This window comes from Marinitoga piezophila KA3, from assembly GCF_000255135.1.
In the GTDB taxonomy this organism is placed as follows: domain Bacteria; phylum Thermotogota; class Thermotogae; order Petrotogales; family Petrotogaceae; genus Marinitoga; species Marinitoga piezophila.
In genome coordinates this window covers 310,355-336,911 of record NC_016751.1, presented here as the reverse complement: position 1 = coordinate 336,911, position 26,557 = coordinate 310,355, and the positions used below count along the sequence as shown (strand labels likewise).

At 28.8% G+C, this 26,557-nt stretch carries 36 protein-coding genes and 1 tRNA gene; all 37 read right to left on the bottom strand.

Going from position 1 to position 26,557, the window contains the following annotated elements; genetic code table 11:
- Positions 1-6: 6 nt before the first annotated feature.
- Positions 7-345 (bottom strand): hypothetical protein, encoded by a 339-nt coding sequence (locus MARPI_RS01650; protein ID WP_014295858.1) that lies wholly within the window; start codon positions 343-345, stop codon positions 7-9.
- Between the two features lie 34 nt (positions 346-379).
- Positions 380-994, bottom strand: a complete 615-nt coding sequence (locus tag MARPI_RS01645) for a hypothetical protein (protein ID WP_014295857.1) — start codon at positions 992-994, stop codon at positions 380-382.
- A 45-nt stretch (positions 995-1,039) separates the two neighbouring features.
- Positions 1,040-5,119, bottom strand: coding sequence for a phage tail tape measure protein (locus MARPI_RS01640; protein ID WP_014295856.1), 4,080 nt, complete (start codon positions 5,117-5,119; stop codon positions 1,040-1,042).
- Positions 5,120-5,131: 12 nt separating this feature from the next.
- Positions 5,132-5,629 (bottom strand): hypothetical protein, encoded by a 498-nt coding sequence (locus MARPI_RS01635; RefSeq protein ID WP_014295855.1) that lies wholly within the window; start codon positions 5,627-5,629, stop codon positions 5,132-5,134.
- Between the two features lie 16 nt (positions 5,630-5,645).
- The gene (locus tag MARPI_RS01630; protein WP_014295854.1) at positions 5,646-5,996 is read right to left on the bottom strand and encodes a hypothetical protein; all 351 of its coding nucleotides are present in this window, start codon (positions 5,994-5,996) and stop codon (positions 5,646-5,648) included.
- Positions 5,997-6,013: 17 nt separating this feature from the next.
- On the bottom strand, positions 6,014-6,979 hold the full coding sequence (locus tag MARPI_RS01625) for a phage tail tube protein (protein WP_014295853.1): 966 nt from the start codon (positions 6,977-6,979) through the stop codon (positions 6,014-6,016).
- Positions 6,976-7,362 (bottom strand): hypothetical protein, encoded by a 387-nt coding sequence (locus MARPI_RS01620; RefSeq protein WP_014295852.1) that lies wholly within the window; start codon positions 7,360-7,362, stop codon positions 6,976-6,978. The genes MARPI_RS01625 and MARPI_RS01620 overlap by 4 nt, the downstream gene beginning before the upstream one ends.
- Positions 7,355-7,828, bottom strand: a complete 474-nt coding sequence (locus MARPI_RS01615; protein ID WP_014295851.1) for a hypothetical protein — start codon at positions 7,826-7,828, stop codon at positions 7,355-7,357. Before MARPI_RS01615 ends, MARPI_RS01620 begins: the two co-directional genes overlap by 8 nt.
- Positions 7,818-8,138 (bottom strand): DUF6706 family protein, encoded by a 321-nt coding sequence (locus MARPI_RS01610; RefSeq protein WP_014295850.1) that lies wholly within the window; start codon positions 8,136-8,138, stop codon positions 7,818-7,820. Before MARPI_RS01610 ends, MARPI_RS01615 begins: the two co-directional genes overlap by 11 nt.
- Entirely contained in the window at positions 8,110-8,292 is a 183-nt protein-coding gene (locus tag MARPI_RS01605; RefSeq protein ID WP_014295849.1) for a hypothetical protein, read from the bottom strand. The genes MARPI_RS01610 and MARPI_RS01605 overlap by 29 nt, the downstream gene beginning before the upstream one ends.
- A 65-nt stretch (positions 8,293-8,357) precedes the next feature.
- A complete protein-coding gene (locus MARPI_RS01600; protein WP_014295848.1) occupies positions 8,358-9,377 on the bottom strand; it encodes a major capsid protein in 1,020 nt (339 codons plus the stop codon).
- 15 nt (positions 9,378-9,392) lie between these two features.
- Positions 9,393-9,746 carry a head decoration protein gene (locus tag MARPI_RS01595; RefSeq protein ID WP_014295847.1) on the bottom strand — a complete coding sequence of 118 codons (354 nt, stop codon included), beginning with the start codon at positions 9,744-9,746 and terminating at the stop codon, positions 9,393-9,395.
- A gap of 18 nt (positions 9,747-9,764) precedes the next feature.
- A complete protein-coding gene (locus MARPI_RS01590; RefSeq protein ID WP_014295846.1) occupies positions 9,765-10,367 on the bottom strand; it encodes a capsid assembly scaffolding protein Gp46 family protein in 603 nt (200 codons plus the stop codon).
- Positions 10,368-10,468: 101 nt separating this feature from the next.
- Complete coding sequence (locus tag MARPI_RS01585; protein WP_014295845.1) at positions 10,469-10,750, bottom strand: hypothetical protein; 282 nt, start codon at positions 10,748-10,750, stop codon at positions 10,469-10,471.
- Positions 10,735-12,240, bottom strand: a complete 1,506-nt coding sequence (locus tag MARPI_RS01580; protein ID WP_014295844.1) for a hypothetical protein — start codon at positions 12,238-12,240, stop codon at positions 10,735-10,737. Before MARPI_RS01580 ends, MARPI_RS01585 begins: the two co-directional genes overlap by 16 nt.
- 4 nt (positions 12,241-12,244) lie before the next feature.
- Positions 12,245-13,459, bottom strand: coding sequence for a phage portal protein (locus MARPI_RS01575; protein ID WP_014295843.1), 1,215 nt, complete (start codon positions 13,457-13,459; stop codon positions 12,245-12,247).
- A gap of 2 nt (positions 13,460-13,461) precedes the next feature.
- Positions 13,462-14,709, bottom strand: coding sequence for a PBSX family phage terminase large subunit (locus MARPI_RS01570; RefSeq protein ID WP_014295842.1), 1,248 nt, complete (start codon positions 14,707-14,709; stop codon positions 13,462-13,464).
- On the bottom strand, positions 14,693-15,073 hold the full coding sequence (locus tag MARPI_RS01565) for a phBC6A51 family helix-turn-helix protein (RefSeq protein ID WP_014295841.1): 381 nt from the start codon (positions 15,071-15,073) through the stop codon (positions 14,693-14,695). Before MARPI_RS01565 ends, MARPI_RS01570 begins: the two co-directional genes overlap by 17 nt.
- A 247-nt stretch (positions 15,074-15,320) precedes the next feature.
- A tRNA-Pro gene (locus MARPI_RS01560) sits at positions 15,321-15,395 on the bottom strand.
- A 118-nt stretch (positions 15,396-15,513) separates the two neighbouring features.
- Positions 15,514-16,533, bottom strand: a complete 1,020-nt coding sequence (locus tag MARPI_RS01555) for a type II TA system antitoxin MqsA family protein (protein ID WP_041638431.1) — start codon at positions 16,531-16,533, stop codon at positions 15,514-15,516.
- A gap of 5 nt (positions 16,534-16,538) precedes the next feature.
- Positions 16,539-16,865: a type II toxin-antitoxin system MqsR family toxin gene (locus MARPI_RS01550; protein WP_014295839.1), complete on the bottom strand. Its 327-nt coding sequence runs from the start codon at positions 16,863-16,865 to the stop codon at positions 16,539-16,541.
- Between the two features lie 141 nt (positions 16,866-17,006).
- On the bottom strand, positions 17,007-17,489 hold the full coding sequence (locus tag MARPI_RS01545; protein ID WP_014295838.1) for a sigma-70 RNA polymerase sigma factor region 4 domain-containing protein: 483 nt from the start codon (positions 17,487-17,489) through the stop codon (positions 17,007-17,009).
- 16 nt (positions 17,490-17,505) lie between these two features.
- The gene (locus MARPI_RS01540; RefSeq protein ID WP_014295837.1) at positions 17,506-17,736 is read right to left on the bottom strand and encodes a hypothetical protein; all 231 of its coding nucleotides are present in this window, start codon (positions 17,734-17,736) and stop codon (positions 17,506-17,508) included.
- Positions 17,723-17,998 (bottom strand): hypothetical protein, encoded by a 276-nt coding sequence (locus MARPI_RS01535; RefSeq protein ID WP_014295836.1) that lies wholly within the window; start codon positions 17,996-17,998, stop codon positions 17,723-17,725. Before MARPI_RS01535 ends, MARPI_RS01540 begins: the two co-directional genes overlap by 14 nt.
- A complete protein-coding gene (locus tag MARPI_RS01530; RefSeq protein ID WP_014295835.1) occupies positions 17,998-18,270 on the bottom strand; it encodes a hypothetical protein in 273 nt (90 codons plus the stop codon). The genes MARPI_RS01535 and MARPI_RS01530 overlap by 1 nt, the downstream gene beginning before the upstream one ends.
- Positions 18,267-18,731, bottom strand: coding sequence for a hypothetical protein (locus MARPI_RS01525; RefSeq protein ID WP_014295834.1), 465 nt, complete (start codon positions 18,729-18,731; stop codon positions 18,267-18,269). Before MARPI_RS01525 ends, MARPI_RS01530 begins: the two co-directional genes overlap by 4 nt.
- Before the next feature lie 11 nt (positions 18,732-18,742).
- Entirely contained in the window at positions 18,743-19,108 is a 366-nt protein-coding gene (locus MARPI_RS01520; protein WP_014295833.1) for a RusA family crossover junction endodeoxyribonuclease, read from the bottom strand.
- The gene (locus MARPI_RS01515) at positions 19,092-19,340 is read right to left on the bottom strand and encodes a hypothetical protein (RefSeq protein ID WP_014295832.1); all 249 of its coding nucleotides are present in this window, start codon (positions 19,338-19,340) and stop codon (positions 19,092-19,094) included. Before MARPI_RS01515 ends, MARPI_RS01520 begins: the two co-directional genes overlap by 17 nt.
- Positions 19,341-19,342: 2 nt before the next feature.
- On the bottom strand, positions 19,343-19,543 hold the full coding sequence (locus MARPI_RS01510) for a hypothetical protein (protein WP_014295831.1): 201 nt from the start codon (positions 19,541-19,543) through the stop codon (positions 19,343-19,345).
- Entirely contained in the window at positions 19,543-19,962 is a 420-nt protein-coding gene (dut, locus tag MARPI_RS01505; protein ID WP_014295830.1) for a dUTP diphosphatase, read from the bottom strand. The genes MARPI_RS01510 and dut overlap by 1 nt, the downstream gene beginning before the upstream one ends.
- Positions 19,963-19,965: 3 nt before the next feature.
- On the bottom strand, positions 19,966-20,433 hold the full coding sequence (locus tag MARPI_RS01500) for a single-stranded DNA-binding protein (protein ID WP_014295829.1): 468 nt from the start codon (positions 20,431-20,433) through the stop codon (positions 19,966-19,968).
- A gap of 4 nt (positions 20,434-20,437) precedes the next feature.
- The gene (locus tag MARPI_RS01495; protein WP_014295828.1) at positions 20,438-21,712 is read right to left on the bottom strand and encodes a replicative DNA helicase; all 1,275 of its coding nucleotides are present in this window, start codon (positions 21,710-21,712) and stop codon (positions 20,438-20,440) included.
- Positions 21,666-21,920 carry a hypothetical protein gene (locus MARPI_RS01490; RefSeq protein ID WP_014295827.1) on the bottom strand — a complete coding sequence of 85 codons (255 nt, stop codon included), beginning with the start codon at positions 21,918-21,920 and terminating at the stop codon, positions 21,666-21,668. The genes MARPI_RS01495 and MARPI_RS01490 overlap by 47 nt, the downstream gene beginning before the upstream one ends.
- 4 nt (positions 21,921-21,924) lie before the next feature.
- On the bottom strand, positions 21,925-22,692 hold the full coding sequence (locus tag MARPI_RS10590) for a conserved phage C-terminal domain-containing protein (protein WP_014295826.1): 768 nt from the start codon (positions 22,690-22,692) through the stop codon (positions 21,925-21,927).
- Between the two features lie 97 nt (positions 22,693-22,789).
- Complete coding sequence (locus MARPI_RS01480) at positions 22,790-23,518, bottom strand: MBL fold metallo-hydrolase (RefSeq protein ID WP_014295825.1); 729 nt, start codon at positions 23,516-23,518, stop codon at positions 22,790-22,792.
- Entirely contained in the window at positions 23,518-24,486 is a 969-nt protein-coding gene (locus tag MARPI_RS01475) for a recombinase RecT (RefSeq protein WP_014295824.1), read from the bottom strand. The genes MARPI_RS01480 and MARPI_RS01475 overlap by 1 nt, the downstream gene beginning before the upstream one ends.
- Positions 24,483-26,528, bottom strand: a complete 2,046-nt coding sequence (locus MARPI_RS01470) for an ATP-binding protein (RefSeq protein WP_014295823.1) — start codon at positions 26,526-26,528, stop codon at positions 24,483-24,485. The genes MARPI_RS01475 and MARPI_RS01470 overlap by 4 nt, the downstream gene beginning before the upstream one ends.
- Positions 26,529-26,557: the final 29 nt, after the last annotated feature.

Here is a 26,557-nt window from a genome sequence, read left to right as displayed (position 1 = left end):
GATTTATCACTCTCCAATGTTTATTTCTTTTGGTATTTTAGTATTAGCTAAGGCGAGGTTTTGCATTATTTCATCTTTTTTAGCTGCATACATTGTTTTTAAAACTTCTGGAATAACATTTTTCATGAACAAATCAAATTCACTTTCAAAAACAAATTGTTCATATTCATACATTGTTTGAGTTTGCATTACTTCATTCCCTTGTTCATCAATTATTGGCATTTCTTCCCGAACTTCTTGAATATTGTAATTGAAAGCATATTTCACTCTTGTTTTTGATTTTCTAATATCATCAGTAACGCTAATTATTTGAATTTCAGAAGGTTTTACTGAACTTCTAACCATTATTTCACCTCCGTATAAAATAAAAAAGAGCCAATTAAGGCTCTTTTTTTGCTAAATCTATTAATAAATTTAATAGTAATTTTTTAAATTCCAACAATTTTATTTTAGCTAAATCAATTGTAATTCTTTTCTTTTCATATATTACTTTCTTTTTATGATTCGTTTTATATTCAATGGGTTTTTCCACATATATTTCTGTTTGATATTTGCCATCAATTATATTACCTATTATTACATTAGTATCATCATTTATTGCTTTTTGATTATTTGGGCCTTTGTTTTGTATTCTATCTTCAAAATGTGCAATAGAATTTCTAACATATCTTAAATTAGGAAAGATTTTATTAATTCTCTTAAAAAAAAGTTTTATATTCTTTTTTTTGTTAGTATACTTTTTCATTTCGCTTACTATTTTCACGCACATGTCTAATTTAATAAAATAATTCTCTGCATAATAAAAAGGTATAGAATATTGAAATAAATAATAATATTCAGGTTCATTAATTTTTTCTTTTACAAGCCAATACATTTCCAATGAATAAGCAGCTTGATTATACTGAGTAACTAGTGTTGAAATAAGATTCGTTAATTCAAAGTTACTATAAATTAGAAAAGAAATACCTTCATTATTAATATACAATTCTTCCATAAAATCCCCCCTTGAGATAATTATACCTCAAAAGAGGGGATTTTTTTATGCAAATTTCAAAGTTCCACTATCAAACAAATCTTGTACTGTTTTAGCTAACCAATCTTTAAATGCTGTTTCTGAATCAAATATAAAACTGTCATTTGCATTAACAATAATTGTATTATTTATAATTTCTGGACCCGAACGTTGCACTGTACTTGTATATTGACTTTGATAGGAATTTTCTACATTTTGTTCAACGTTCATATCAATTTCTGAAACTTTTTCATTAGCTTCTCTTACAATTTGACCAAAACTTTTTACAGCTCTTTTTCCTATGTCTACAACTCCAAAGGTTAATCCTTTAACTACATCTGAAACAATATTGTACAACAAATTAAAAGCACTTCCAATCATCCCAAATATTATATAAAATCCTCTTCCTAATGGAACAATAACTGAGTTATAAATCCAAGTTAAAACTGCTCCAATTGCTTGTAATCCAGCGAATAATGGATCGAGTAACGGTATTAATAATGTTCCTAACATTTGTCCAAGTGCTTTTAGTATATTCACGAATGGTTGTAAAGCACTATTTATTAAGGGTCCTACTACTGTCATTAAACTTTCTACAATAGTTGTTATTGGATTTAAAATAGCTACTACATTGCTAAGACTCATAATTGCTTGAATAACTGGTCCAAATATATCTCCGAGTAATCCTGTTATACCACCAAAAACGTTTTTTAAACCGTCTAATATTGGACCATAAATCGGATCTAAACTTATTTGTGATCCTAATTCTCCCATTGCATTTCCAAAACTTGAAAGGCCTCCGCTAATAGCGTTTCCAGCTGATTTGGCATTACTTTTAATCCAATTTGATATATTTTGTGCCCATGATGTTTTCATAATTCCATCAGCAACTAAAGTTCCCACATTTCTTATGCTTCCTGTTAATATATCAAATCCACCTGAAAAAATCTTTCCTAAACTTCCTAATTGATCTTTTTGAAAATTGTAGTATGTTTTTATTTCTTTGTTATCATTTAATTTAAGTATTATTTTGCCAATTAATTCTCTAAAAGGATTAAGGTTTTCTTCTGCTATTTCTCTTAAATTTCCCATTCCTAAGTTATTTTTGTTGTTATTTTTAGTTGTATTTGTATTTTCATTTAATGCATTTATTTGTTTTTTAAGTGTATCTTCTAATTTACCAATTTGTTTGTCCATATCTTTATTCATTTTAATCAAACTTACTATTGAATCTACAAGTTTTTCATATCCTTCAGTATCTTCAGAGTGTTTTGCTGTTGTTTCTAAAATAACTTTTAATTGTTTAGGTAAAATATCTTTGAATTTTGATAAATAACTTAAATTCTGTTCCACATAACCTTCTGCAAATCCTGGAAGTTTTAACGTATCGTTATTTATTGCTATAAGTAAATCTCGATATTTTCTTGCACTTTTTGCATTAATTATAGCTTCACCTTTACTTATTCTTGCTAAGATACTGTCACTTGTTTCTGTGCCAGGACCATATACAAAACCGTTTCTGTCAAGTATAGCTCCTGTGGCGAATTTTGGAATATGACCAACAGACATAAAAGGTTGTTCAGTATCTGATAAATGAATAGCTGTTCTATCAGCAACAAATGTTGCTTTTTCTTTAATTGAAGGTGTATATTTTTCTGTCTTCTTGGTTATCCAACCAAATAAATTATTTATAATTTCCTTAACGGTAGTGCTAAATGCATCAGCAAAAGCAAAACCGACTGAAAGTCCCAACATTCTAAAATCATTTATTAATGAAGGTTCTTCTTTTGATAAATCCAACATATTTTTAAGAATTCCACCCCGTATTGAATTTGGTTCATTCATCAGAATATCAATAAGATGTTGTGTATATTCTCTACCTGTTTTGTCTGCTATATCTTTTATCGACATTTCACCTTGTAAAATTTTTTGTAAATTTTGCATATCTTTTCTGACACCAGAAGATAGAAAGTTCATTGCTCCAACTGTAAATCCAACAGCTATACTTAATACCCAACCTTGTTTTAATAAATACTTTGCACCTAAACTTGTAGAAAGACCTGTTATTATAGAGTTAATTGTTTGTTGGTTATCTGTAGCTTCTTGCCATTTTACATATACAATCACTTCTTTTAACCCATTAATAATTGGAACAATTGTTAAGTTATACGTATCAAGAAATGTATTTAAATCCCATTTTAAGGTTGCCCATACGCCTTTGCTTAAGACAGTTATACTATTTAAAATACCCTTTGTTTCGTCACTCATATTCATTTTTAGTGTTCCAATATTTTCATTTAAACTGTTTTTTAAATCATCTATTATATCTTTTAGAGAATTGTTTTTTATGTAATCCCAAGCATCTCCACTTGTTTTTAATCCCCATTCTATAAATTGATTTCCTTTATTCCACAAATATTTAAAAGCGTTTTGAATATAAGGTTCTATCTCTTTCCATGTATTTTTTAACCACTCCCACGCTTTTCCGGTTATTTCAAAACTCCATTTTAGAAATTGTTCTCCTTTATTCCATAACCAAGAAAAAGCTTTTTTTATATATTCGCTTATTGTATCCCAATTATTTATTAACCAATTCCACCCAGAACCTAAAATATCAAAAGTCCATTTAATAAGTTGTTCTCCTGCTTTTATTATTAAATCAAAAGCATTTTTTATATATGGCTCTATTTTTTCCCAGTTGTTTTTCATCCAATCCCAAGCATTTCCAAGAATATTCCATGTCCATTGCACAACTTTATTTTGATTTTCATTAAACCATTTTTTCATAGCGTTGAAAATAGGTTCTATTTTTCCCCACACTTCTTTTGTTTTATCTCTTATTCCATCCCAATTTAATGTCCATGCTCCAGCTAATAATGCAACTCCAACTAATAGCCATGTTATAGGACTCATTATTAATGCTATTATTTTTGGAATCATTAATAATCCTATAGTAGCAGATAAAATTTTTACGATTGTAGAAGTGTAAGATGCAACAAATTCTTTGTTTTTAGAAATCCATTCTCCAATACCAGAAACTATTTTTTGAGTTTTATCAATTATATTCTTTATATTTTTGGCCAATGAACTTCCGAATATTCTAGCAACATTTATTGTACTTTCTTTAAGTTTATCCCATGAAGCTGATAATGTATTTAATTGCTCGTCAAGTTTTGATTCAAAATCCACATTACCAACATCTTCCAACGTTGCTTTATAATCTTCAAAATTATTTATTATTGCTAAAATCATTTCCTGTGCTGTATCAGAAACACCAAGAGAATTTAAAATTGCATTCGTTTCTGACGTTGATTTTCCAGCAGTCAATTTATATAATTGTTCCATTACTTTATTCAATCCCAAAAATTTTCCTTGAGCATCATAAATTTTAATTCCAAGCTTTTCAAAGGCATCTGATTTTTGTTGTAAATCTTGATATAAGTTTTGCAACCTATTAGCAGTTTGATCTGCCTGACCACCAAATACCTGTGTTCCAAAACTTAAAGTAAGTAATGCATTTTTGAAGCTATCTCCAAAACTTTTAGCAATAGGCAAAACTTCACCAATATTCGAAGCTAAATCCTGCATGGTTAATCTACCTTTTTGAACACCTGCAAACATTAATTTTTGAACTTCATCTGCATTCTTTATTTCATCACCATAAGAACGCAATACAGTCAATGTCGCACTGACTGCAGTAGGAATATCAGAGACACCAACGACTGCACCTTTTATTGAGCTCTCCAATATTTGCATAGCTTCTGCACCATCATATCCGGCAGATACAATATCATATAATGCATCAGCAAGATCAGTTGCAGATTTTCCGTATTTAGAAGATAGATTTAATAATCCCCTTTCCATTTCTTTAAATGTCATCTTTGACATCGTTCTTACATTAGATATTTTTCTTTCCAATTCTATAAAAGTTTTTGTCGCTCCACCTGCAGCAGCAGAAATTGCGCTTAATGCAATAGTAGCTGCTTTTTTTGCTTGTTCTGCAGTTTGTTTAATTCTTTCAAATCCCTTAGCTACATTGTTTATTTGAGGACTTGCTTTATCTATTGCACTTAATATTATCGCAAGGTTCGCTGTATTATTTAACATGATGTCACCACCTTAAGTTGCGTTATTCTGCTCTTTTAAAACTTCTTTTAATCCATTTTGTGCCATGGTGATTATTTTCATTTTTTCCCATTCCTGATCCTCTATACCAGCTGTTTTTGGTAAATGAATTATATTTCCTCTATGATCAAAATAATATGGTATTTCAAAGATAAGATCATCTAAATATTCCCAAAAATTCTCGCCGTGCTTTATAACCTTTGCTCCTTTAAATCTAAGATAAAAAATCTTAGTTATGATTTTTTCTTCTTTTAGAACGTTTTTATCAAACCTTTCTATTTCTCTACCAATATCTCGAATTATAAAACTCATATATCTATACTTAATTTTTTTTATTGTTTTCTCTGTTATTTTTTGATTAATAGACCAATCTAGTATATAACTTTGCAATAATTTAGTATATTTTTGTGTCTCAAAAAATCTTTTTTCTTTTATACTCAATTCTTTTGGATCTTTTGTTTCTATCCAGTCATTATCGAATTCATACAACATAAGAAAAAGCCTCCTTTCAGCGGAGGCTTAATCCATACATTTCCTGTAGTTTTACCCATAATCTGTTTATAATATTATTATCAAGTTTCTTGAGGTTTTCAACTGTAACTGGAACTTGTTCACTCCAACCTTTTATAACTTTTACTAGTACGTTCAAAGGAACTTGCACAGAATTTTCTACATTCATTTTGTAGCTCCCATCAGCATTAACTACCAAATCTTTTGGTGTAACTGCTTTCTTAATTTCTTCACCTAATTCAAAACTTAATTCTTCTAATACTTCAATGTAATCCTGTGTTTCTTTTTCAACTATTCTACCTTCTTCAAAATGGATTTTCACAGTTTTTTCACTTGCAAATAATCCCATAACCTCTACCTCCAATCTTAATATGTTCCAGTTGTATTTTGATAATCAGAAACTTCAATTACATCACCAGTATCAGGAATTAAAGCTGTAAAGTTTGCTTTGAACATTATTTTTTCTGCTCCTCCAATATCGTGTGTCATTTCTGAGAAATTGATTCTTGGAAGATATATTGTTAATTTTTCTCCTGTTGCTTTTTCTAATTTAATACCTATTGCTCCGTCCTGGAAGTTTTTAAATTTACTGTATTCACCACTAACAACAGAAGCATCAAAGATAATATCTAAACTTCCTGTTATTTCTAAATTACCTGCTTCTAATGTTTTTCTTTTCCCTGTTCCATCAAGTCTGTAATCGTCTGCATCTAAGTTATTACCTATATTTAGCTCAATACTTGAATAAAGATCGGTTGTTGTTTGAAAATCATCTGTGTATAGAGTTAATTCTTTAAAGAAAAATGGTTGATCATCTACATCAACTATTGTTCCTTCTGTTCCAGCTCCTACTACTTCCTCTTTACCTACTAAATCTAAACTGATTGAAGGTATTGAACCAACTGCTCCTGAGAATTTTAATGAATTTACTTTCATTCCTAAATATTTCATTTTTTGTCCTGAATGATCCACTTGAACTGTTGCAGAAGGTATATCTGAATTTAAATCAATAGGTGTAATTTTCGTATATTCATCACCACTATCAGCTGTTCCGTCAGGATCCACTAATGCTGCTTTACCTAAGGCAAGGTAAAATGCCAATCCTGCAGATGTTGGATAAGCTTCTAATTCAAGAGAGCCTTCTGCACCTTCTTTCGTAGGAGCAAGTGATTTTGTTCCTCTAATTCCAAGCAATGCCTCGGATTTTGCTGTTTCAATTTTGTGATTCAAACTTTCTGATTTGAAAGGCAACTTATATTTCAACGTTGCTTCAGTTGCGAACGAACTCTCTATTCCTAACAATACGCTACTTTTTGCACCTGTATAACTCATATATTATTCACCTCACTTGTTTTTATTCTGAACATAACAAAAAGATGTTCATCATCAGAACTAAATTCTGTATTCAATAACTGATAATTCTGCTTAAAATATTTTTCCAGAACTTCTACAATATCATATTTTTCTTGAAAAAACAATTCCGAATCTTCGCCTCTACTCATTGAAAACACACACACTATATCAACATTTACATTAATTTCATATCTCAATGAAGTCATTTGCTGATGAATAGATGAATCTAAAAAAATTGAAGCTGAAGATAAATAATCATCGGCTTTCAAAGCTCCAATACCTACTTTTTGAAAAACATTTTTGTTATTATATGTCATTCCTTTTAAATCTGATTTTATTGAATTTAATAAATCATTATACATCTTCCATCATTCCTTTTTTAAAGATTGTCAAAATCTTCTCTTTATTATCTTTCAATGTTCTTGCAAAGAAATATTTCCCTTTTGTTCCTGGATGTCTTACATGTTTAGCTACTGCCCAGTATTTTTTATCTCCCATATATCCTTGTGGTTTAGGTTTTGGCCCAATATACCAACTTAAAGCTTTTTTCCTTTTTGGGAAAATATCGTGTGCTTTAGTTCCATATTCTAAAAATATTGCATGTATTTGGTCAGTATAAACCTTTCCATGTTCTGTAGAAACTTCTGTAAAAACTTTATTTTTTATCTTAGATGAGTTTAACTCTTTATCATACAAGAGTTTTAAATAATTAGCTAATAAAGATGTTGCAATGCCAAAGGCCTTCCTTCTTCCAGAAGGCCCTAAATTTTTTCCTAATTGTTTTAGTCTTTTATTTAATTTCTTATCACCTACAATTTCAATCTTCATAACTCATCTCTCCAATAACCAAATCCCACTCATATTCTCTTGTAATCCTTTCAATTTCACGTATCAATGAAGTTTTTGAATAACTCTCCTGATAATCACCTCTCGTTGTTGTTTTTGCCGAATCCCAATCCCTAAGCAGTTGTCTCAAAGCATCTCTAACCGCAAGCATTAAAGATATTTTGTTTTCTGCAGTGTATAAATCATCTTTATTTAATCCATGATCACTAAGCCATGCTTCTAATTCTGAATCAGAGAAAACCTTCCCATTTGAATCCCTTAATTCAATTCTTATTCTCTCCAGATTTGTCATTATTATCAGCTTCTTTCTTTGAAGTCTTTACAGCTTCTATAACTTTTCTTTTAATCAAATCTCCAACTGGATAATTTTTATCTAATTCCACAATTTCGCCTTTTTTCCAAACTTTTCCATCTAAAGTCAATGGAATTAATACCTTATATTTCATTTTTCTAACCTCCAATTTTTAATTTTGTAAACAATAAAAAAATCCGCCCATCAGAGCGGATTATATTAAATAACTGTAGCACTTACTGTATAATCAGCATATGGCATAGAAGGAATTTGAGCAGCTGCAGCTTTTGTCCATAATGTAACTGGTTCTGTTGATTCCCATTGTACAACTGTTATACCTTTAAGTTCTTTTTTCTTCTTACCTGCATCTTCTAATAATGCTTCGGCTGTTGGACCAACGAGTGTATCTCCTGCTACTCCATTTCCAGGAAGCAATACGAATTTATCTTCATCAAAGAATCTTACTGTATTTCCACTCAAATCTCGTGCTTGTAAATCGTAGTGAGTTAATGCTGGTAATCCTTTTGAAGTAAAGTAAGAGTTCAATGTTCTTAAATCAAGCAATCTGTCTGAATTTACACCAAATATTGCTTTCCTTAAATTTACGTTTCTCAATAAGTAATTTACAACTTTTAAAGAGGTTACAGCTTTTGTTGGTTGAGGTCCTCCTTTTTCAATGACCATTGATACCCATGTGTAAATATCATTTTCTGGATCTGAATTTGTGGTATCGCTCCAAAGAGTTGCAACAGTTGGTTTGTTTTCAGAAGGCATGAGATAATCTATTGAGTATTGAAAACCATCATTTGTAAAATCAAGTTGTCCTTTACATAATGCTTGCATTCTTAAATATTCAATTTTGTTTTCAACACTATCAAATACAGCAGTTACGTCATCAAAAATCTTTCTTATTGTACTTTCTGGAATGTCATATCCTCTTTTTTGGAATTTTTTTAATTTAATATACTCTTCTTCATCAAGACTTCTTTTAATTTTTATAACTGGAATTTTTCCTGAAACTGTTGATACTCCATCTCTTCCCATAATAGCAGCTTCAGCACCAAATGGTTGAACTCTGGCCATTACCGGAAGATTATTTGCACCTTTAACCCATTCAAAAGATAATGTATCAATCTTTTTTCTTGGGAAAATGGCATCACCTAAGAATTTTCTGTCAGGTCTATTCAACATGTAATTTAAAAATGTTTTTGAATCCAAAAGATTTGTAATAGTTTTCATGCTATATCACGCTCCTTATATAAAGATAATATGTGATAATTGTGTTTTTGCTGTGGCATCAATACCTGTAAGTTTTGATTCTTGAACAACACCGTGAATTACGTAATTGGCCATTTCATCTTCTTTAGTCACATCTACATCATGTACTAAAATACCAACTGCTGTTTGTCTTCCATCACTTGCAGTAGAATCATATGGTCCAAATTTTCCACTTGCAGTTATTTTTCCTAAGACTGTTCCAGCTTTTAAGATTTTATCTCCATCTGAATCGGCAGTTACTGTTGAAGAATCAATTACACAACCTAACATTACAAAATGATCACTTACCAAAAATGCTACACTACCTGCATAATCTTTTTGATTAAGCATTTAAATCACTCTCCTTTCTTATTTCCAAAAATCTTCTATTTTAGGCGCTCCTGTTTTATCAACACTTAAAATACTTTCTATTTCAGATTCTAAATGTTCCATGCTGTCTGTTCCAGTTCCTTTAAATCCTTTGCCTTTTTTTAAATCTTCTATTTTAGCTTGAGTCAATTTTTCAATTACAGTTTTAAGTGTTTTTATATTCTTTTCTGTAGTTTTCACGTCATCTTTCATAACTATTGGCATTAGCGAATCTGCATACTCTGCAAATCCTTCTTTCATTAATAATTTTTCAGTTTGATAGATTAAATCTTTTTTGGCCAATTCTGCTTTCAACTTTTCGATTTCACTCATAGGATTAGTTTCATCATTTTCATCATTTTTGCCGGGTTCAGTTTCAGTTTTTTTGTTCGATTTTAATTCCTCAATAATCTTAGTTAATTCAGAAATCTGTGTTTTCAACGCTTCAATTTCTGTATTTTTTTCTGGTTCTTGTGTAGGTTCATTGTTTTGTCCATTTTCGTTTGTGGGATTATTCTGTGGTTCTGTTCCATTTTCACCTCCTTCACCATTTTCTGCAAACAACTGCAAATCAAAGTTAAAATCTAAATCTTTACCTTTCACTATTTCACCTCCATGATATTTTGGCAATAAAAAAAGGAGCCTAAAAGGCTCCAATTAATTTTGTGTATCAATAAAAAAACCGCTCATATGAGCGGCTTAAGTTATATTCTTTCTAAATATTTTAGTTCTTTTTTATCCATATCAGAAAGACCTGATAGTATTCTAATTATATTTTTACGTTCTTTTTTTAGAATTTGATCCGTTTCTTCAATTATTTTTGTAACCTCTTTTTTTATACGAGGATCAGTTACTTTCTTTAATTTTTTTATTGCCATTTCACGAAAATATGCTGCATCTTCAGCATAATATGGATCATCTTCATAATCTGTTATTGCTGAATTATACCTATATGCATATACTAAAGCATCTATTTTCTTTGCCATAGTAACACCCACTTTTTTAATTTCTTTTTTAAAGATTTATCTTCTTTAGGAAATGCTGATTTTATATTTCCAAATAAAACATTTACTATTACAACAAAATTTTTTGAATCAGGCACATCATCAATATATTTGGATATTTCATTTTCAGAATAAATTTTTACTATATTAAGTACAGAAACAGGACCTTCTTTAAACTGTTCACTATTGATTATACCATATATATCTCCAGATTTCAATGTATCTTTAACCATATCATTATAACTTGATTTACTTTTAAAATTATACTTATCTTTGTATTTGCGTTTTACATAATGAAAAGTAAGTAAATCAACTTCTTTACCAATCTCAAACTCTGGATTTTCAACGTCTATTATCTTTTTAAAACTTTTATCCCAATCTACATTGTTCAAATATTTTTCTAAAGATTTTCCTTCTTCTTCAGTTAAACTTTCTCTTTTTTCGATTTTTTTCAATAAAAATTGATTTCGTTGTTTATCTGTCATTTTGTCAAATGAAATTCTATCACTCATATTATCGTCCTTTTTCTTGTTTTTTTTATCAATTATACCATAATCTTCCAGAACTTTTTCATCAAAAATTTCAGTTTCAAAACAATTGCACCATGGATGATCAGGAACATGAGGATAATATTTTATCGGATATACACCTCTTCCAAGCCCAAAAGCATTTTGTGTCGCGTTCTTTTCACAGTTACAATCATATGCTCCGTATTTATGTTTATGTGAAAGATTCCATTTCATTCCTTTTATCCATTCCTTATCTTCAGCAAGTTTCAATGTAGTTGTTCTATATGCTCTTTCAATTTCAGCTTCTACAAGTCTTCTTGTAAGATAATTTGTCTTTTTTACTGTGTATAAATCTATTATTTCCTCTATTTTTTTATGCGACATCTTCTCAAATTCTTTTTCTAAATACTCCGGAATTTTTATTTTAGGCGATTTTATCTCCTGCAATTCCATCATTGTATCCCAAACAGACTCACCTGCAAGAATATTCTTTTTTAATGAATCAAATATCTTATCTCTTATTTGTTTTGAATGACCCCATAATCTTTTAGAAATAGTTAATCCATCTTGTGCTTGATAAGATATCAAATAATCCATAATATTTTTATTCCATTTTATATGTTCAACTAAATTTTCCATTCCTACTTTAAAATAAATTTCTTTCATGTCTTCAAAAGCCCTGAAACTTGATTCTTCTAAAAGATTTAATGTGGTAGATTTATATCTTTTATAGAACTTATTTATCTCTTTCTTCAAATCTTCTTTTATTTGATTTAAATAAATTGCTCTAATATTTCCCATATCGTCTTTGTATTTTTTTATTCTATTGTTTAAATCATAATAAAGCTCTTTAAATAATTTTGAATATTCGGTTCTATATTTTTCTTCAAGTTCTTTTATCGTTGTATTTAAATAATTCTTTCTTAATTCCAGCATTTTAGATTCAAAGTCTTGTTTTATCATTTTTTCACCAACCTAAAGGACTAGCTTGGTTTTCTTTTTCTAAATTTTTCATTTCCTCTTCCGCATTATTAATAATTCCTTCTTTTTGCAATTTCTCCAATTGCCATTTTTTGCTTAAAAGACCTGAAGCTTTAGTAACTTCATTTATTACATCATCAAAATCACGTGGAGTTATTGGTTCAAATTCTATCTGTGTTTTTATTTTTTGATCAAATATTAACCAACTTATTAATTCGTTTAATTCTTCCAATCCATTTTTTAAAGATCCACGAGCTAAATTAATATGTGAGCTTATTTCTATTAATTTCTTTTCTAAACCAGGCCCAGTGATTTGTCCTCCAGCTTTTAAAATATCCATCAAAACAACTTCAGGGAAAAGTTTTTCAATTGTCTTATTTATTTTATCTTGTTGAACTTGTATTCTCTCAGCCATTGCGCCATTTGATTCAAGAAGGTTTAATCCTTTAGAATCTCTTGGATAATGCAGAAACTTCCTTATTTTTCTTTTATCTTTGCTAACAATTATCTTAGTTTCTTTATTGGCCTGTTGTTTTGCCATAAAAGCTTCGCCTAAATCATCGTAAAGAATTGGATCTGCATGTAAATCAAAAAGAACATCAAGATATGATTCATATAGATTCAATCTATCCTGCAATCGAATTAACCCTATAATCCTATAATTTTCATTATCAATCCTTATAAAAGGAATTCCGTCATATAAATTCGGCTTTCTCTCTTCTTTATCACCTATTTTGGTTATTATTTCATCTTCGGTAAGAATCTTTTTTGTTTGTACTTTTTTTCCATCAATAAAAATCTCACTTTGAATCTCAACTTTTACTATTTCATTTGCCACTTTTTCAATTGAAACTGCGCTTGGATGATGAAGTATTATTTTTGTCCCTGAAATCTTATCAGTTGTATCTTCAAGAACAGCTTCTAAATTGACCTGATTATACAAGAAAAAATGTTTTGCAATTTCATATTTCAAAGTTTGCATATTATTATTTTCCCAAATACTCCAAATTTGATCTACTTTATCTTTTTCACTTCCATCACCAACAAGAGAAAGTTTTTTTTGCATTGTAAGAGCAATTGATATAATAATAAATTTTGGAATGAAATTATATAAAAAATCAACATCCTCTTGTTCATATTCAAATTCATCTTTAAACATCGAATCTAACAATTTAAAATCTATTTTGTCGTGAAATCTCATTCTCACCACTCCATTTCTTCTTCTATATAAGTATTTTCTATAATCTCATCTTCAATACCATATCTAATTGCATCAATAGCATGATTATCCTTATCTTCTGGGATAGGTAAGGCTTCACCATTTTTATTTTCTTTCCACTTATGTACTGTAAATTCATTTATTGTATTCTGACATTTTGGATCTATGATTATTTCTAATTTCTGTAAGAATTTATATCCTGTTTCTAAACTTCCCTTTCCTTTTTTTGCCCCACGTGCATTTACACCGTATTTTCTTAATTCTTGTATAGATTTAGGTTCTGCACTATCACAAGTAACTAATTCACTACCTATTTTTTCTTTGATTAATTTAGCTAATTCTTCATTGTCCAGTCCAGTTGCATATATTTCATCCAGGATAAACAGCCTATTTCTTTTCCTATCAAAACTCATTCTTACAAATGCAGCTGGATCATTAGCAAATCCAAAATCAAGCCCATTAATATATCTATCAAAATTATACTTAGAAGTATCTTCCACCTTCCAGTTTCTGAAAATAACATTGCCTAATATTCCCCAGTTACCTTCAATATAAACGTCTCTATAATACGGATCAGTTTCGCTCTCTATTCTTTCAATATCATCAGCAGTTAAAAATTTATTGTTTCTATATGTAGTTTTTAATATATACAAATCTCTTCCCTTGTTAATGAATTCTTCTTTGTCATCAACCCAACCTTGGAAAAATTCTTTGTAAATCCAGTGTGTTTGATAAATAGGATTAAACATCAAGGTAATTCTTTTCTTTACATCACTTTTACCCCTTAGCCTCTTTGTTAATTGTTTAAACGCATCGTATCTTATTTCAGTAGCTTCTTCGATAATAATATCTGTAATTACTCCTTTAGCTGGTGTAATTGATTTTAGTTTTTCAACATCATCAAGTCCTGCAAATAAAATTTGATTTCCATTAAATGCTGTAATTGTCATTTCTGATTTATTTATTTTGAAGTAATCTGTTAAGTTAAAATTTGCTATTCCTTTAAGGACTTCATTAAATGTAGAATGTCTGTTTGTTCTTGCAACATTTCTAACAATAAGAAAATTTCTATTTGAGGTTAAAACATCCAATATAGTTCTTTGACCTAAAATAAAATAAGACTTTCCAGAGGAAGCCCCACCAAAATATATTTGTGTCCCATAAGTATTTTTGAGGTTTTTGAAATATACATCATTAAATATCTTTTCAGGATGTTTAATCCTCAGAATCATTTATCTCATTCCCATCTATTACTAATTCAAAATTACCAGTGAATTGATGCTTTTGAATGAATTCATTTTCTTTTTCATAATACAATCTCATTGCTGAAACATCGCCTTTTAAAATCTTTTTTAATAATGCTTTATTGACTAAATTTTTACTGCGTTTAAAAAACTCTTCTGATTGTCTATTAAGTTCTTCAATAAATTCTTCTTTTCTGAGCCATTTGTATAAAGTTGACTCATCAATTTGTAGTAAAGACGCTATATCTCTTTTTGTGTAATCTTTTTCAATATCTATCAACATTTCAATTGCTTTTAATTGTTTTTTTGAAAGTCCTTTTTTCTTGACTTTTCTTGACTTATTTTTTCTCATTTCACATCACCTCTCTCATCTCCTCTTTTCAAAATAAAAAGCAGGGGCGCCCGTCAAACCCCTGCATGTCGCGACCTCCTTTCTATTCTGGAATTATGCCAGTCAGAATATTAACCAGCATAATAATTTAAATTAGTATAATTGTAATTAGTAATAAAAAATCCGGCATATAAAATGCCGGAAAAGTGCCGGAAGCTGCCGGATTAATGCCGAAGTGCCGGTATATTTATTTCAAGGAGGGAAGAGCTGGTCAGGATAGCAGGACTCGAACCTGCACCTCCACATCCCAAGTGTGGAATGCTACCATTAACACCATATCCTGATTTGTCACAACACTCTACAAAAATTCTACAGTTGTCACATAGTCACAAATGTTGTCGAACCTGTCGAAATCTGTCGATGTTTGTCGGAATAATAAAAAAAAGAGCCTGTTAAGGCTCCTATAAAATTATTTCTTCATCATGATCAGTATTTATATATTTTTCATCTTCATGTGTAATTTCGCTTAATTTTTTTGCAGATAAATTAGCGTATTTTTTAATAATTTCTTCAACAATTTCTTTTTCTTCATTTGTTAAATATTTTATAGCAGTTTCATCTTTAGAGTTTATCTTGTAAGTTTCATTTAAAAAATCAGATGAAAATTCCACATTAATATCAATTAATTTCTTTTTATTAAGATAATTTAAAAAGATACCTTCATCATTTTTAGCTCCTTTTGGGATAGGACCATAATAATAATGAATAAAACTTAAATTAGCAATTTGTTTTCCGAACCTTACTTTTGCTTCTTTTTCAATAAACCATAACATTTTAAAAAATGCAGTTTTGTATAAATATGTATAACCATATATTTTTCGTAGATAATAAAATATTGCAGAAATCAATCCCTCTAATTTTTCTATTACTAAAGATTCGTGATTAGAAAGTAAAATTTCTTCTAATTTTCTTAATTCAAATTCTTCCTCATATTGTTTTAATATGTTAGATAACTTATTTTTAACCCTTTGGTAGTCAGTGACAGATAAATTATCTTTGTTGTTTTCTAATATATTATTAAATTCTATAGGATCAGCAGCACGTTTAATTAAATCACTATTAGCTTTTGTTGGCAAAGAACCCCTTTCATATCTTTGAATAGTCGCTTCTCCCAAACCTAAAATTAAAGCAAATAAAGTTTGTGAAACTCCATACATTTCTCTAATTTTTTTAATTTCTTCAGGCAAAACTAAATTATGTTTTTTAGCGTATATTTTATAAGCCTTTTTCAAATTTTCATTTTCATAATATGGTTCAAATAGTTCTTCACCGCACTTTTCGCATACAGCGATAGTGCTTTTTATTCTTATCTCATCTTTTTTTATTTTAAATATTTCATCTTTTTCAGTAATAGTATAAGATACTAATTTTCCACACTTTTCGCAATATAACCTTTCTTTTGGTTCGGTTATTTTAAACATAAAACTCACCTCTCAGCCTCATGAAACGAAATAAGAACCATAAAATCATCTGGACTCGTATATTTTATTTTAATATAAATTTTAATTTCTTCGTTTTCAATTGAGGCATATTTAATAAAAATGTACATATCTCCATCATCAAAATCTGAATCCTTTTCTTTATCTTTATATACAAAATCTTCAGGAGTTAGTTCATTGTAAAGGAATTCATAAATATCTTCAACAGTCCATCCAAATTTTGCCAGGAATTCCTTGTTCTTAGTTCTACAGATAAATTGTATAGTATTATTTTCTATGGATTTTTTTAATAACATTAAAAACATCTCTATCATGATTTCCTCTCCAATCAAATTATACCATCAATTGATGGTATTTTCAAGTTACAATTTAAATGGGAGAGTTACCTTCCTCAAAGTACACTCTCCCATCATAATAAATTATACTACATTTTGTCCGGAAAAGTCAATGATATACTATATATTGTATTGTAAAATTTTTGTTAAGCTCTTTTGCATCAAATCATAAACCGTACTTTTAGGTAAATTCATTTTTTTAGAAATTTCCCTAATACTCAATGTTTTGTAATGATTTCCATTCTTTTCAAAATCATGATTTATATAAGCATGAAATAACACTATTTTTTCTTTAGTAGTTAAAATATTCATCCACTCATCGATTAATTTTAAAATCACTATAGAATCAACAATTTCTTTTGGGATTCCATTTGTAATTAAAGAATTGAAATCTTTAACTTTTAGTGCTTTAAAAGCTTTTATTTTTTGATATTCATCATTTTTAAAAGCACCTTCAACATGTATTTCTCCATCTTCATCAATATACAAGTGAATTCGTCTTCCCATTAATATTTGCAATGATTTTTTGTATTGTTGAAGTAAATCTATTATTGTTTCTTTATCTATTCTTAAACTCGCAAAAAAAGAAACAACTTCATACATTCAATATCACGCACCTTTATATTATCGCAGGTTTCTTTTTACCTTCTTTCAAAATTTTTGTATCAGCCTTGAATTCCACATGTATAATTACATCGTGAATATTTGAAAGTTGAACTAAATTATCTAATTCATCTGTGAGTATAGGATTTTTTGAATTTAAGACTTTTAATAGCGATTGAGCTTCTTCTAATTCCTCGATATATATTTGTTTCAAATGTCTTGAATTAAAGAAATTATACTTTTTCATGTTTCTCATCCCTTTCTAAATACAAAGATAAATTTGCTAAATTTGTTTTTGCAAAATTCTCAAGTTTAATCCACTTATACAGTTCTACATGTAATTGTCTTATATGTTCTTCAATATTTTCCTTAGCTTCTTCATTTCTTGCATTTCCAATTGAATTTTCATAATTTTTAATCATGGAAATGCATTTCTCTTTTTTTCTTCGAATATTTTCCAATGCTTCAAGATTATATTCATATTCAAGATGTAATTCTTCATTAATCATTATCCCACCCCATTTTTAAAATCTGTAATAATATTTAAAACCTTTTTCTCTACCATACTATCTTTGCTTAAATAAATATAAAATTCTGTTAATCCTTGATCTATTCTTAATATATGAGTTCCTTTTTGTATTCCTTCATCAACTATTTGTTTTACTAAATCTGTATCTGATACATAACCTTGAATATCAAAAGTATATGGTTCATCTATATTATCGATATTTTTATACAAATAAATGATAAATTGTAAGCCAGTTAAAAGATTTTTAATCATTCTATCTTCCCCTTATAAATTAATTCATAAACTGCCAACAAAAGATAATCTCCATGTTTATAATCATCACTATAATTTTCCATTTTGACTTCCAATAATGCATCTCTATCAAAATCATAAATCCAAAAATTTTCATAATACAATGGGAACTCTTCTTGTGCGTCAATTGAATTAAAATCAACTACAGCATAATTTTTAAATAATGTATTTAATATTTCTTCAGGTTCTTCAACTTGTATATCGTCATCATCGAATTTAGGAAATTCTTTTCTAAATTCATCAACATCATAAACTTTATTTATTTTTATATTATGCTTTTTGTAAAGGTTATTAATTTTTATTCGTGCTTTTTCCAAATCATAATAAAAAGCTGTTTCGATTAGTTTTGAATGTAATTCGGTTGCAAAACTTATAAATTTTGGCAATAACATTTTTGAAAAATTCCCTTTTGTTTTAAGCATTTCATTCCCTCCTACTTCTCAAACACAACCAGAGTTTTATTTTCTCCAGTGATGCTTGAATTTGTCTCAATATCAATATTTCTGTCATTTTCAAAAACTACACCCTCCAGGGCATCAATAAGAATCTTAAGTAAATTATTTGGATCAGGATGCCGCCTGTTTTTAAAGTAAAAATACACTTTCATTTTGTAAAAACTCTTATCGTTAGGAAGTCTAGTCCATTTTGCTTTTCTCATTGCTTTAACAGCAAGATAATGAACATACTCTTTAAATTCCCTTGCAGTTGCGGTCATATACATTCCATATCCATTCCCTCGTTTTCTATAAGCGTGATTCACCGAGGGCGGGATCCCTTCGATTTCAATTTTCAACTTCACACTTTCCCCTTCTTAACTTCATATTTTCTGCAAAAAGTTTAGCATTTTCAAGAGATAGTTGTTTAATTCTTTTTTTTAATATTTTATTTTTTTCTGCTAAATCACTATTTGCTTTCTTTTTTCGTAAAATCTCAGCTGTTAATTCTGCTTCTTTAGAAGTTATTAATAAACTTATCCCAAAAACTCCAGCAAATGTTCCACAAAAAAATGAAAGTAATATTCCCCATATCATTTTCACACCCCCATATAATTTGCTGCAGTAAACATCAATTTATCTATCCGATCTTTCTTTATTACCCTATACACTTGTTTTCCCCTATATAATCTAAGAACATAAAAATAATCATCTTTAGATATTTCAATCTTAGTAAATTTTTCAGGTAATTTTTCTAAAATCTGTTCATATTGTCTTTCAAAATTTATTACTCCAATCATTATCTCACCCCCGTAGATCCGAATCCTTTCGTTCCTCTTTCGGTATCTTCTTCAGCCTTGCCGAGTAAGATTTCAGCGTGTAATAATACAGGAACAATTAATATTTGTGCAATTCTATCTCCGGCTTTAATTTTTAATGTTTCTTCTCCTAAATTCAGCATTATTACTCGTACTTCTCCACGATATTCACTATCAATCACTCCACCAGTAACAACAATTCCTTTAGCAGCAAATGATGATCTTTCTTTTATAATTCCAACATGTTTATAAGGTATTTTCATTGTTAATCCTGTAGGAATAATTGCTCTTTGCATAGGTTTAATTTCTATATCAATTTTCGAACGAATATCATATCCAGCATCAGTCCAATGTTTTTTAAAGGGCTTTACCATATTGTTTTCATAATAAAGGCTAAACACAAATCATCCCTCCTCATCTACTGGAAAAAATTGCGGAAAATCATCATCTTTTATTTCCGGAATATCTCCAAAAGGTTCATCAATATTATTTTCAACCTCGTTAATATCTTTAAGGTATTTTTCCTGATACTCATCAGCGGGATCTTTCTTTTTCTCCAAAAATACAATATTGCTACTAACAACATAGGATTTATTATGCCATTGTCCGTTCTCATCTTGCCAATTATCTATTTGTAATTTACCTTCAACCATTATTTGCATTCCTTTTCTCAAGTACTGTTCCACAAACTCAGCGCTTTTGCCAAAAGAAGTAATAGGTATAAAATCTGTTTTGCTTTCTTCCTTCTCTTTTCTATAACTTCTATCTACTGCTAAAGTAAAATTTGAAACTTTTATATCTGTCGTTGTTAATCTTATTTCTGGATTTTTAGTAAGTCGCCCGATTAAAATTATCTTATTAAAACCTGCCATGTTTTCACCTCGCTAACGCAAGATCGAAGAAATGCGAATACTTTCCAAAAAAACCTAATTCAACTATGCCGGTCTCACCTTCTCTTTGTTTGCCAATAATAACTTCAATCCTTTCAGCTTTATTTTCATGTTCATCTTTTTCTTTTACTTTTTTTCTTGCATAATATGCTGGACGATATAAAAACATTACAATATCAGCATCTTGCTCTATTGTTCCAGAATCTCTTAAATCACTTAACATTGGTCGTTTATCTTCTCTGTGCTCAACGTTTCTGGAAAGTTGTGAAAGTAGGAAAATTGGAATGTCTAATTCAAGAGCAAGAAGTTTTAATTGCCTTGTTATTATCCCAAGTTCCTTTACAAGATCTGTAGTCTTAGTCATAAGTTGGAGATAATCAACAAATAGTCCTTGGATTTTATACTCTCTTTTTAATTTTCTTGCTACAGATTTAAGGCTATCAATGGTTAAATTAGTTGTTTTTCCAAGAACAATAGGAACTCTTTTAAGCTGATTTATAATATCTTTAATAATCGTTCTTTCATTCCCGTTTATAAATCCATGAGCAATTTTGTTATATTCAATGTGAGTTGCTGAAGCTAAAATCTTATTTCGTAATTGCTTTTGATTCATTTCTAAGCTGAAAAAGGCGCTAGGATATCCTTTTCTTGCCATATTCGTTGCTATATTGAGAGCAAAAGTTGTTTTACCCATTGCCGGTCTTCCAGCAATAATTATTAACTGCCCACCTTTGAATCCGCCTAAAAATTTATCTAAATCATTTATCCCTGAAGGTATTCCAACAAATTCATTATTCAACCTTCTTTTCTGCATTTCTTCTACTTCATCAAAATATGTTTCCAATGTTTCTTTTAAAGTTTCATATATTCTTTCACCGATAACTTCAATTCCCAAGACTCTTTTTTCTACATATTCCAAAATTTCATACACATTTGCGTTATCTAAAGTCTTTGAAATATTTTCAGCAACATGTTTTAATTGTCTTTTAATACTTTCTTCTTTAAGCTTTTTTATAGCATTTTCGAAATTAAAAAGATCAGGAACACTATCAATAAAATCTTCTAAAGTTTCTGGCGAAAGTTTCAAATCAGCTGATGCAGTAAAGACGTCTATTACTTCACCATTCTCAAGTTTGTTTTTTAAATATTCAAAAACAACACCGAAATTTGTGTTTTCAAAATCATCTTTTGTTAATACAGAAACATCAATAGAATCATCTAAGAACATATACCCGATTATCCATTTTTCTAAATCCTTCATGGTCTATCACCCACTCATTTTCGATTACTGAATCCATAAAATCGATCAATTCTTTATCCGCAAAACTTTCAAACATTAAAGCTCTTTTTAATAGCTTATACTTGTAGATAATTTTTTTATCAATGATTTTTGCGTATTTTGTATGTGAAAGATTGTACCGTTTAAAATGCAAATCTATTAAATCATCTAAAAATTTATAAAAATCCATATAATCATCCTCCATAAGGATATTCAATAAATAAAGTATCTGTATTTTCATTACTTTCAAGACTCTCATTCAAATAAGCATCAAACTTTTCAGAATTAAAAAGAGTAGAAGGTCTTAAATATTGCTTCATTTTAGGATCATTAATCCATTGTTTTACTTTTAAATCTATAACTTTAAAAAAATCTTCTTTTTGATATTTTTCTTTGAGTCTTGCATTAATGTATTTAAGATTTCCTTTTGTAGGTTTAAATTTCTTATTTGCTTTTTCGTTTAAGTAGTCCAAAATCTCAATCGCGACATTATATATATCTGTATCTTTATTATCTTTTATATCTTTATTATCTTTACGGCTTCTGTAATCAGCAAATAAAGCATTTTTTAGAAAGTTGCTGTTGCGTTGCTGTTCGGGTGCCGTTGCGTTGCTGTTGCGTTGCTGTTGCGATGCTGTTATAGGTGCTGTTCTAAGTGGTGTGTCATTTATTAGAACGGCATTTATTTTTATAATCATTTTTTCATATTGGTTTTTTGCCTTTATAAATTCGATTAATCCTGCTTGTTGCAATTTATTTAAATGGTTAAAAAAAGTAGATTTGTGTTTTATATCAACCTGCTCCATCAATACCCATGTCGGCACTGCTAAAGAATCAGGCCAATAGCGGCTATTGTATTCATCTAATATGATGAAGTACAGAGCAGTCTCTATCGGCCCCAGACCTTTAGCTCGGCGGATCATGTGAAATTGATTAATGAGGTCGATATAGGTTAATTCCATATAATCACCTCTTATTCTTTGCCATATTCATTCCAAAACTAAAACTCGAATATTAACTTGTCAAAGAGCTTTTTAAAAAAAGGGGCGGGGGGAGCCCCTAAGGATGTAAACTTAATTCCAGCCCTTCTTCTGCAATATAAACTGTTTTAAAAGTCAGTTCTTCTATTTCTTTTTTAAATCTTTTCGCATCACTGTTATTATCAGAAAGATGAATTAAAATTATTTCTTTAGTTTTGGTCAAATCATTAGCTTTAAAAAATTCTTTTAAATTACTTAATTCAAAATGACTTTTAAAAACTCTTTTTGCAACAACATCTGGTATATATCCTTTTAAAATATTTTCTACAAGAATATTTTTATCGTAATTAGCTTCAATCATTATATGATTCACATTTGGAAATTTATATTCAAGATAAAATGTATCTGTTGCAAATAATAGTGTTCCTAACTCATTATGTTTTATTAAAAATCCAACACTTCCAGGACAATCATGCTTTGTTGAAAAAGGTAATATTTTAAAATTTCCAATATTAAACATTTGTTCAGGAATAATTTTATGAAGTCTATAATGATTTATGTTCAAAGCCTCTATTGTTTCTTTTGTCATATAGCAACTAATTCCAGTTTTCAGAAAATCTGATGTATATTTTGAATGATCACCATGAGAATGTGAAATCAGGCACCCTACAACATTTGATAAATTAAAGTTCAATTCCTTTTTTACTTGTTTGATATTTATTCCAGCTTCGATTATTAATGTTTCATTTTCTCCAATAAGAAGATATCCGTTTCCTTTGCTTGATGATCCTAATATTTTCAATTTCATTAGAATCCAGGATCCTCCGCAAATAATTTTTGATGAACTCTTTTAGTGGCTGAAGTTTGTTCTTGTTTTTTATCTTTAACTTCTTCTTTGATTTCTTCTTGCAACGTTTCATGTTCTTGTGATTCTTCAATAACTAAAACTTTTTTATTTGCATTTTCTTTAATCTCTTGGATTGTTTCAGCTTCAATTTCTTCGAAAACTGGTTCAGGTTCTTGTGAATTTTCGTATTCATTTTCTGTTGTTTTATTGAATGCTTCGATTAATAAATCACTATCATCAGAAGTATTAACGAACATTTTGCAAGCTCTATTAATAACAGTTTTCTTTACCATTTGATCAGTGAAAATTTTGTGTGCGTTAGAATTTCCTTTCATTTTTCCCTGATTCCATGAATCTTTAATTTGATTAATATTCATAATTTCAACATAATTTGGCTGATCATCTTCAGTAACTATAACCGCATATGCACCAAGAATTTTATGTGGATCAATATTTCTAAAATCTTGTTTATGTTTTATTATTTTATAAACTCCTGTTTCTAAATCTATTGTGTATTCAAATTCGTCTCCTTCATAAATTATGTTTGCAAAAACATTTTTAACTCCTTTAAGTCTTTTTATAACTGCTACAGTTCCAAAATAGCTTCTTTGAAGTTGTAATTTATTACCATAAGGAATAAAATAACATTGTTTCTTAGCTGGTGATAATCCTTGAATAACCATATCTAACAAAGAATTTGTAATACTTTCTTTTGTGCATGATTGTAATACAGGTTTTCCATTTTTATCAGTCATGCTTTTTAACATTAACCATGCGCTTTTTAAAGCATTTGCATAACTATAATTTGGCGGAAATTGTATAACGCCTTCTTTTTCCAGTTCTTTTACTCTTTCTAACACTATTTCTGAATAAGATTTTTTAGGTGTAATGTCTTTCTGAACGTTTTCCATTTGTACGCTTTCTGTCATAATCTCACCTCTTCTAACTTTTTATTTTCTACTCTTAATTTCTTATCTTTGGCACTTACAAATAAATTAATTATTTGACTATTAGTTTCTGGTAATTCTACGATCGATTCTCTGTTATCAATAAACACAGGTGCATATACATTAAAATGGTCAGATAAAACGTTTATAATATCAAGACCTACACTAATTTTTGCTGCATTATTTGCATCTTGGAAAGGTACTCCTTCAATAAGCGTTTCACATGTTTCCTCTATTGAACCATTAACCAGAACATTAAAAAGTTTAAATTTTACCTGTTTAAATTTGCTGTTTATCTTTTCTTCAAGCATATCTACTTTTGTTTTTATAAATTCATCACATAAATATTCATATCCTTCTAATTCTGCAATTTGATTTGCTAATTCTCTTTCTTTATTTTGTAATTCTTCTATTCTTTTTTTAGCTTTTTCTTGTTGCTCTTTAAAACTTAATTTATTCTTTAGTTCATCTATTTCTTTTAAAATTTTTCTTTTTTCAACTTTCAATATCTCGATAGTATTTTCATCTGGTTCTTTTACTTCATTTTTTAGTTTCTCAATTTTAGCTTTTAATATTTTCTCTTCTGGTGTTTCTATAATTATGGGCTTAAAATTCTCTATTCTTTCTTCAATTTCTATTTTTTTAGCTATATATGTTTCAAGATCATCTTTGTTGTTATCTAATTCAATTTTCAATTCATTTATTTTCTTATTGATATTTTTGATTTTCTCTTCAAAGTCTTGATTTTTTTGTTCTAATTTTTCAATTTCGTTTTTATTTCTCATCCCAGAATATCTTATATTTTCAAGTATTTTATTTTTATTTGTTTCAAAATTTAATTCCATTTCTTTTATTTTTTCTTCTTTTTGATTTTCAGGAAGCATCTGTCCACACGTTGGACAAACAAATTGTTTTTCATCAATAACAAATTCTTTAGATTTTTCTTCCTGCCATTTTTTCCTGAGTTTTTCATTTTCTATTTGCAATTCTTGTATTTTTTCTTTGTTATATTGAATTTGCTCTTTATAATCTTTTTCCTTTTCCTGAAGCCTCTCTATTTCATTCTCAAAATCTTGAACATTGCTTTGAATGTTTTTGATTTCATATTTGATTCTTCTTAACTGCTCTTCTAATTCTCTTTTGGGTGCTTCTTGATTAAGCTGTTTTTCATATTGTATTTTTTGTAATTCATTTTGTTTTTCATAAATTTTGCTTTTTATTTTAGAATTTTCTTCATATATCTTTGATTCGTCAAGTATTTTATTTTCTATTTCTTCAAGTTGTTTATTGAGTATTTCAATATTTTTTTCTATTTCTTTAAAATCTAAATTATAATCTGCTAAAGACTGGTTTATTTCATCGATCCTTATTGGTATAGTTTTTATTTCATCATTAAGTTTCTTCTTTTTATATGAGATCATCTTTTTGAATTCATCAATTTCTTTATCCTTTAAGAATTCTTCTATTTTAGATAAGCTTCTTTTAGATTTTATTATTTCATCATTCGAAACATCTCCAACAATTTCAAGTAATAATTTTCTTCTTTCAGTCCAATGAAGCTGTTCATTGAAGTAAAGAGGATTCGTAACTAACTTAAATATTTTTTCATCTATTATTTCATTGATTCTTTGCTGATATTCTGATTTTTTCACTGGAATATCATCTATAAAAAAATCAGTTACATGACCTGTTAGTTGTTTTGTTGATTCTCCCCTTCGTTTAGTCCATTTTTCTTTATAAATTTTTTTAAAAGACGTTTCTTTTCCATCAATCTCTATGATTGCTTCGACACTGTGTTCTAATCCATGAATGACATTTCCATTTTTATCAAGTGTTTTGATTTCAAATTGAGTTCGGTTAGTAGAGTCTTTATCAAACAGGAGCCAAACAAAAGCGTCGAAAATAGAAGTCTTTCCAGTTGCGTTTGCACCAAAAATCGAAGTCTCTTTTTTATCGAAAGTTATTTCTAAATCTCGTATTCCTTTGAAATTTTTCATTTTTAATTTTTTTAAAATTAATTTCATCGCTTCTCCCTCCTCTTCAAATTTAAAAA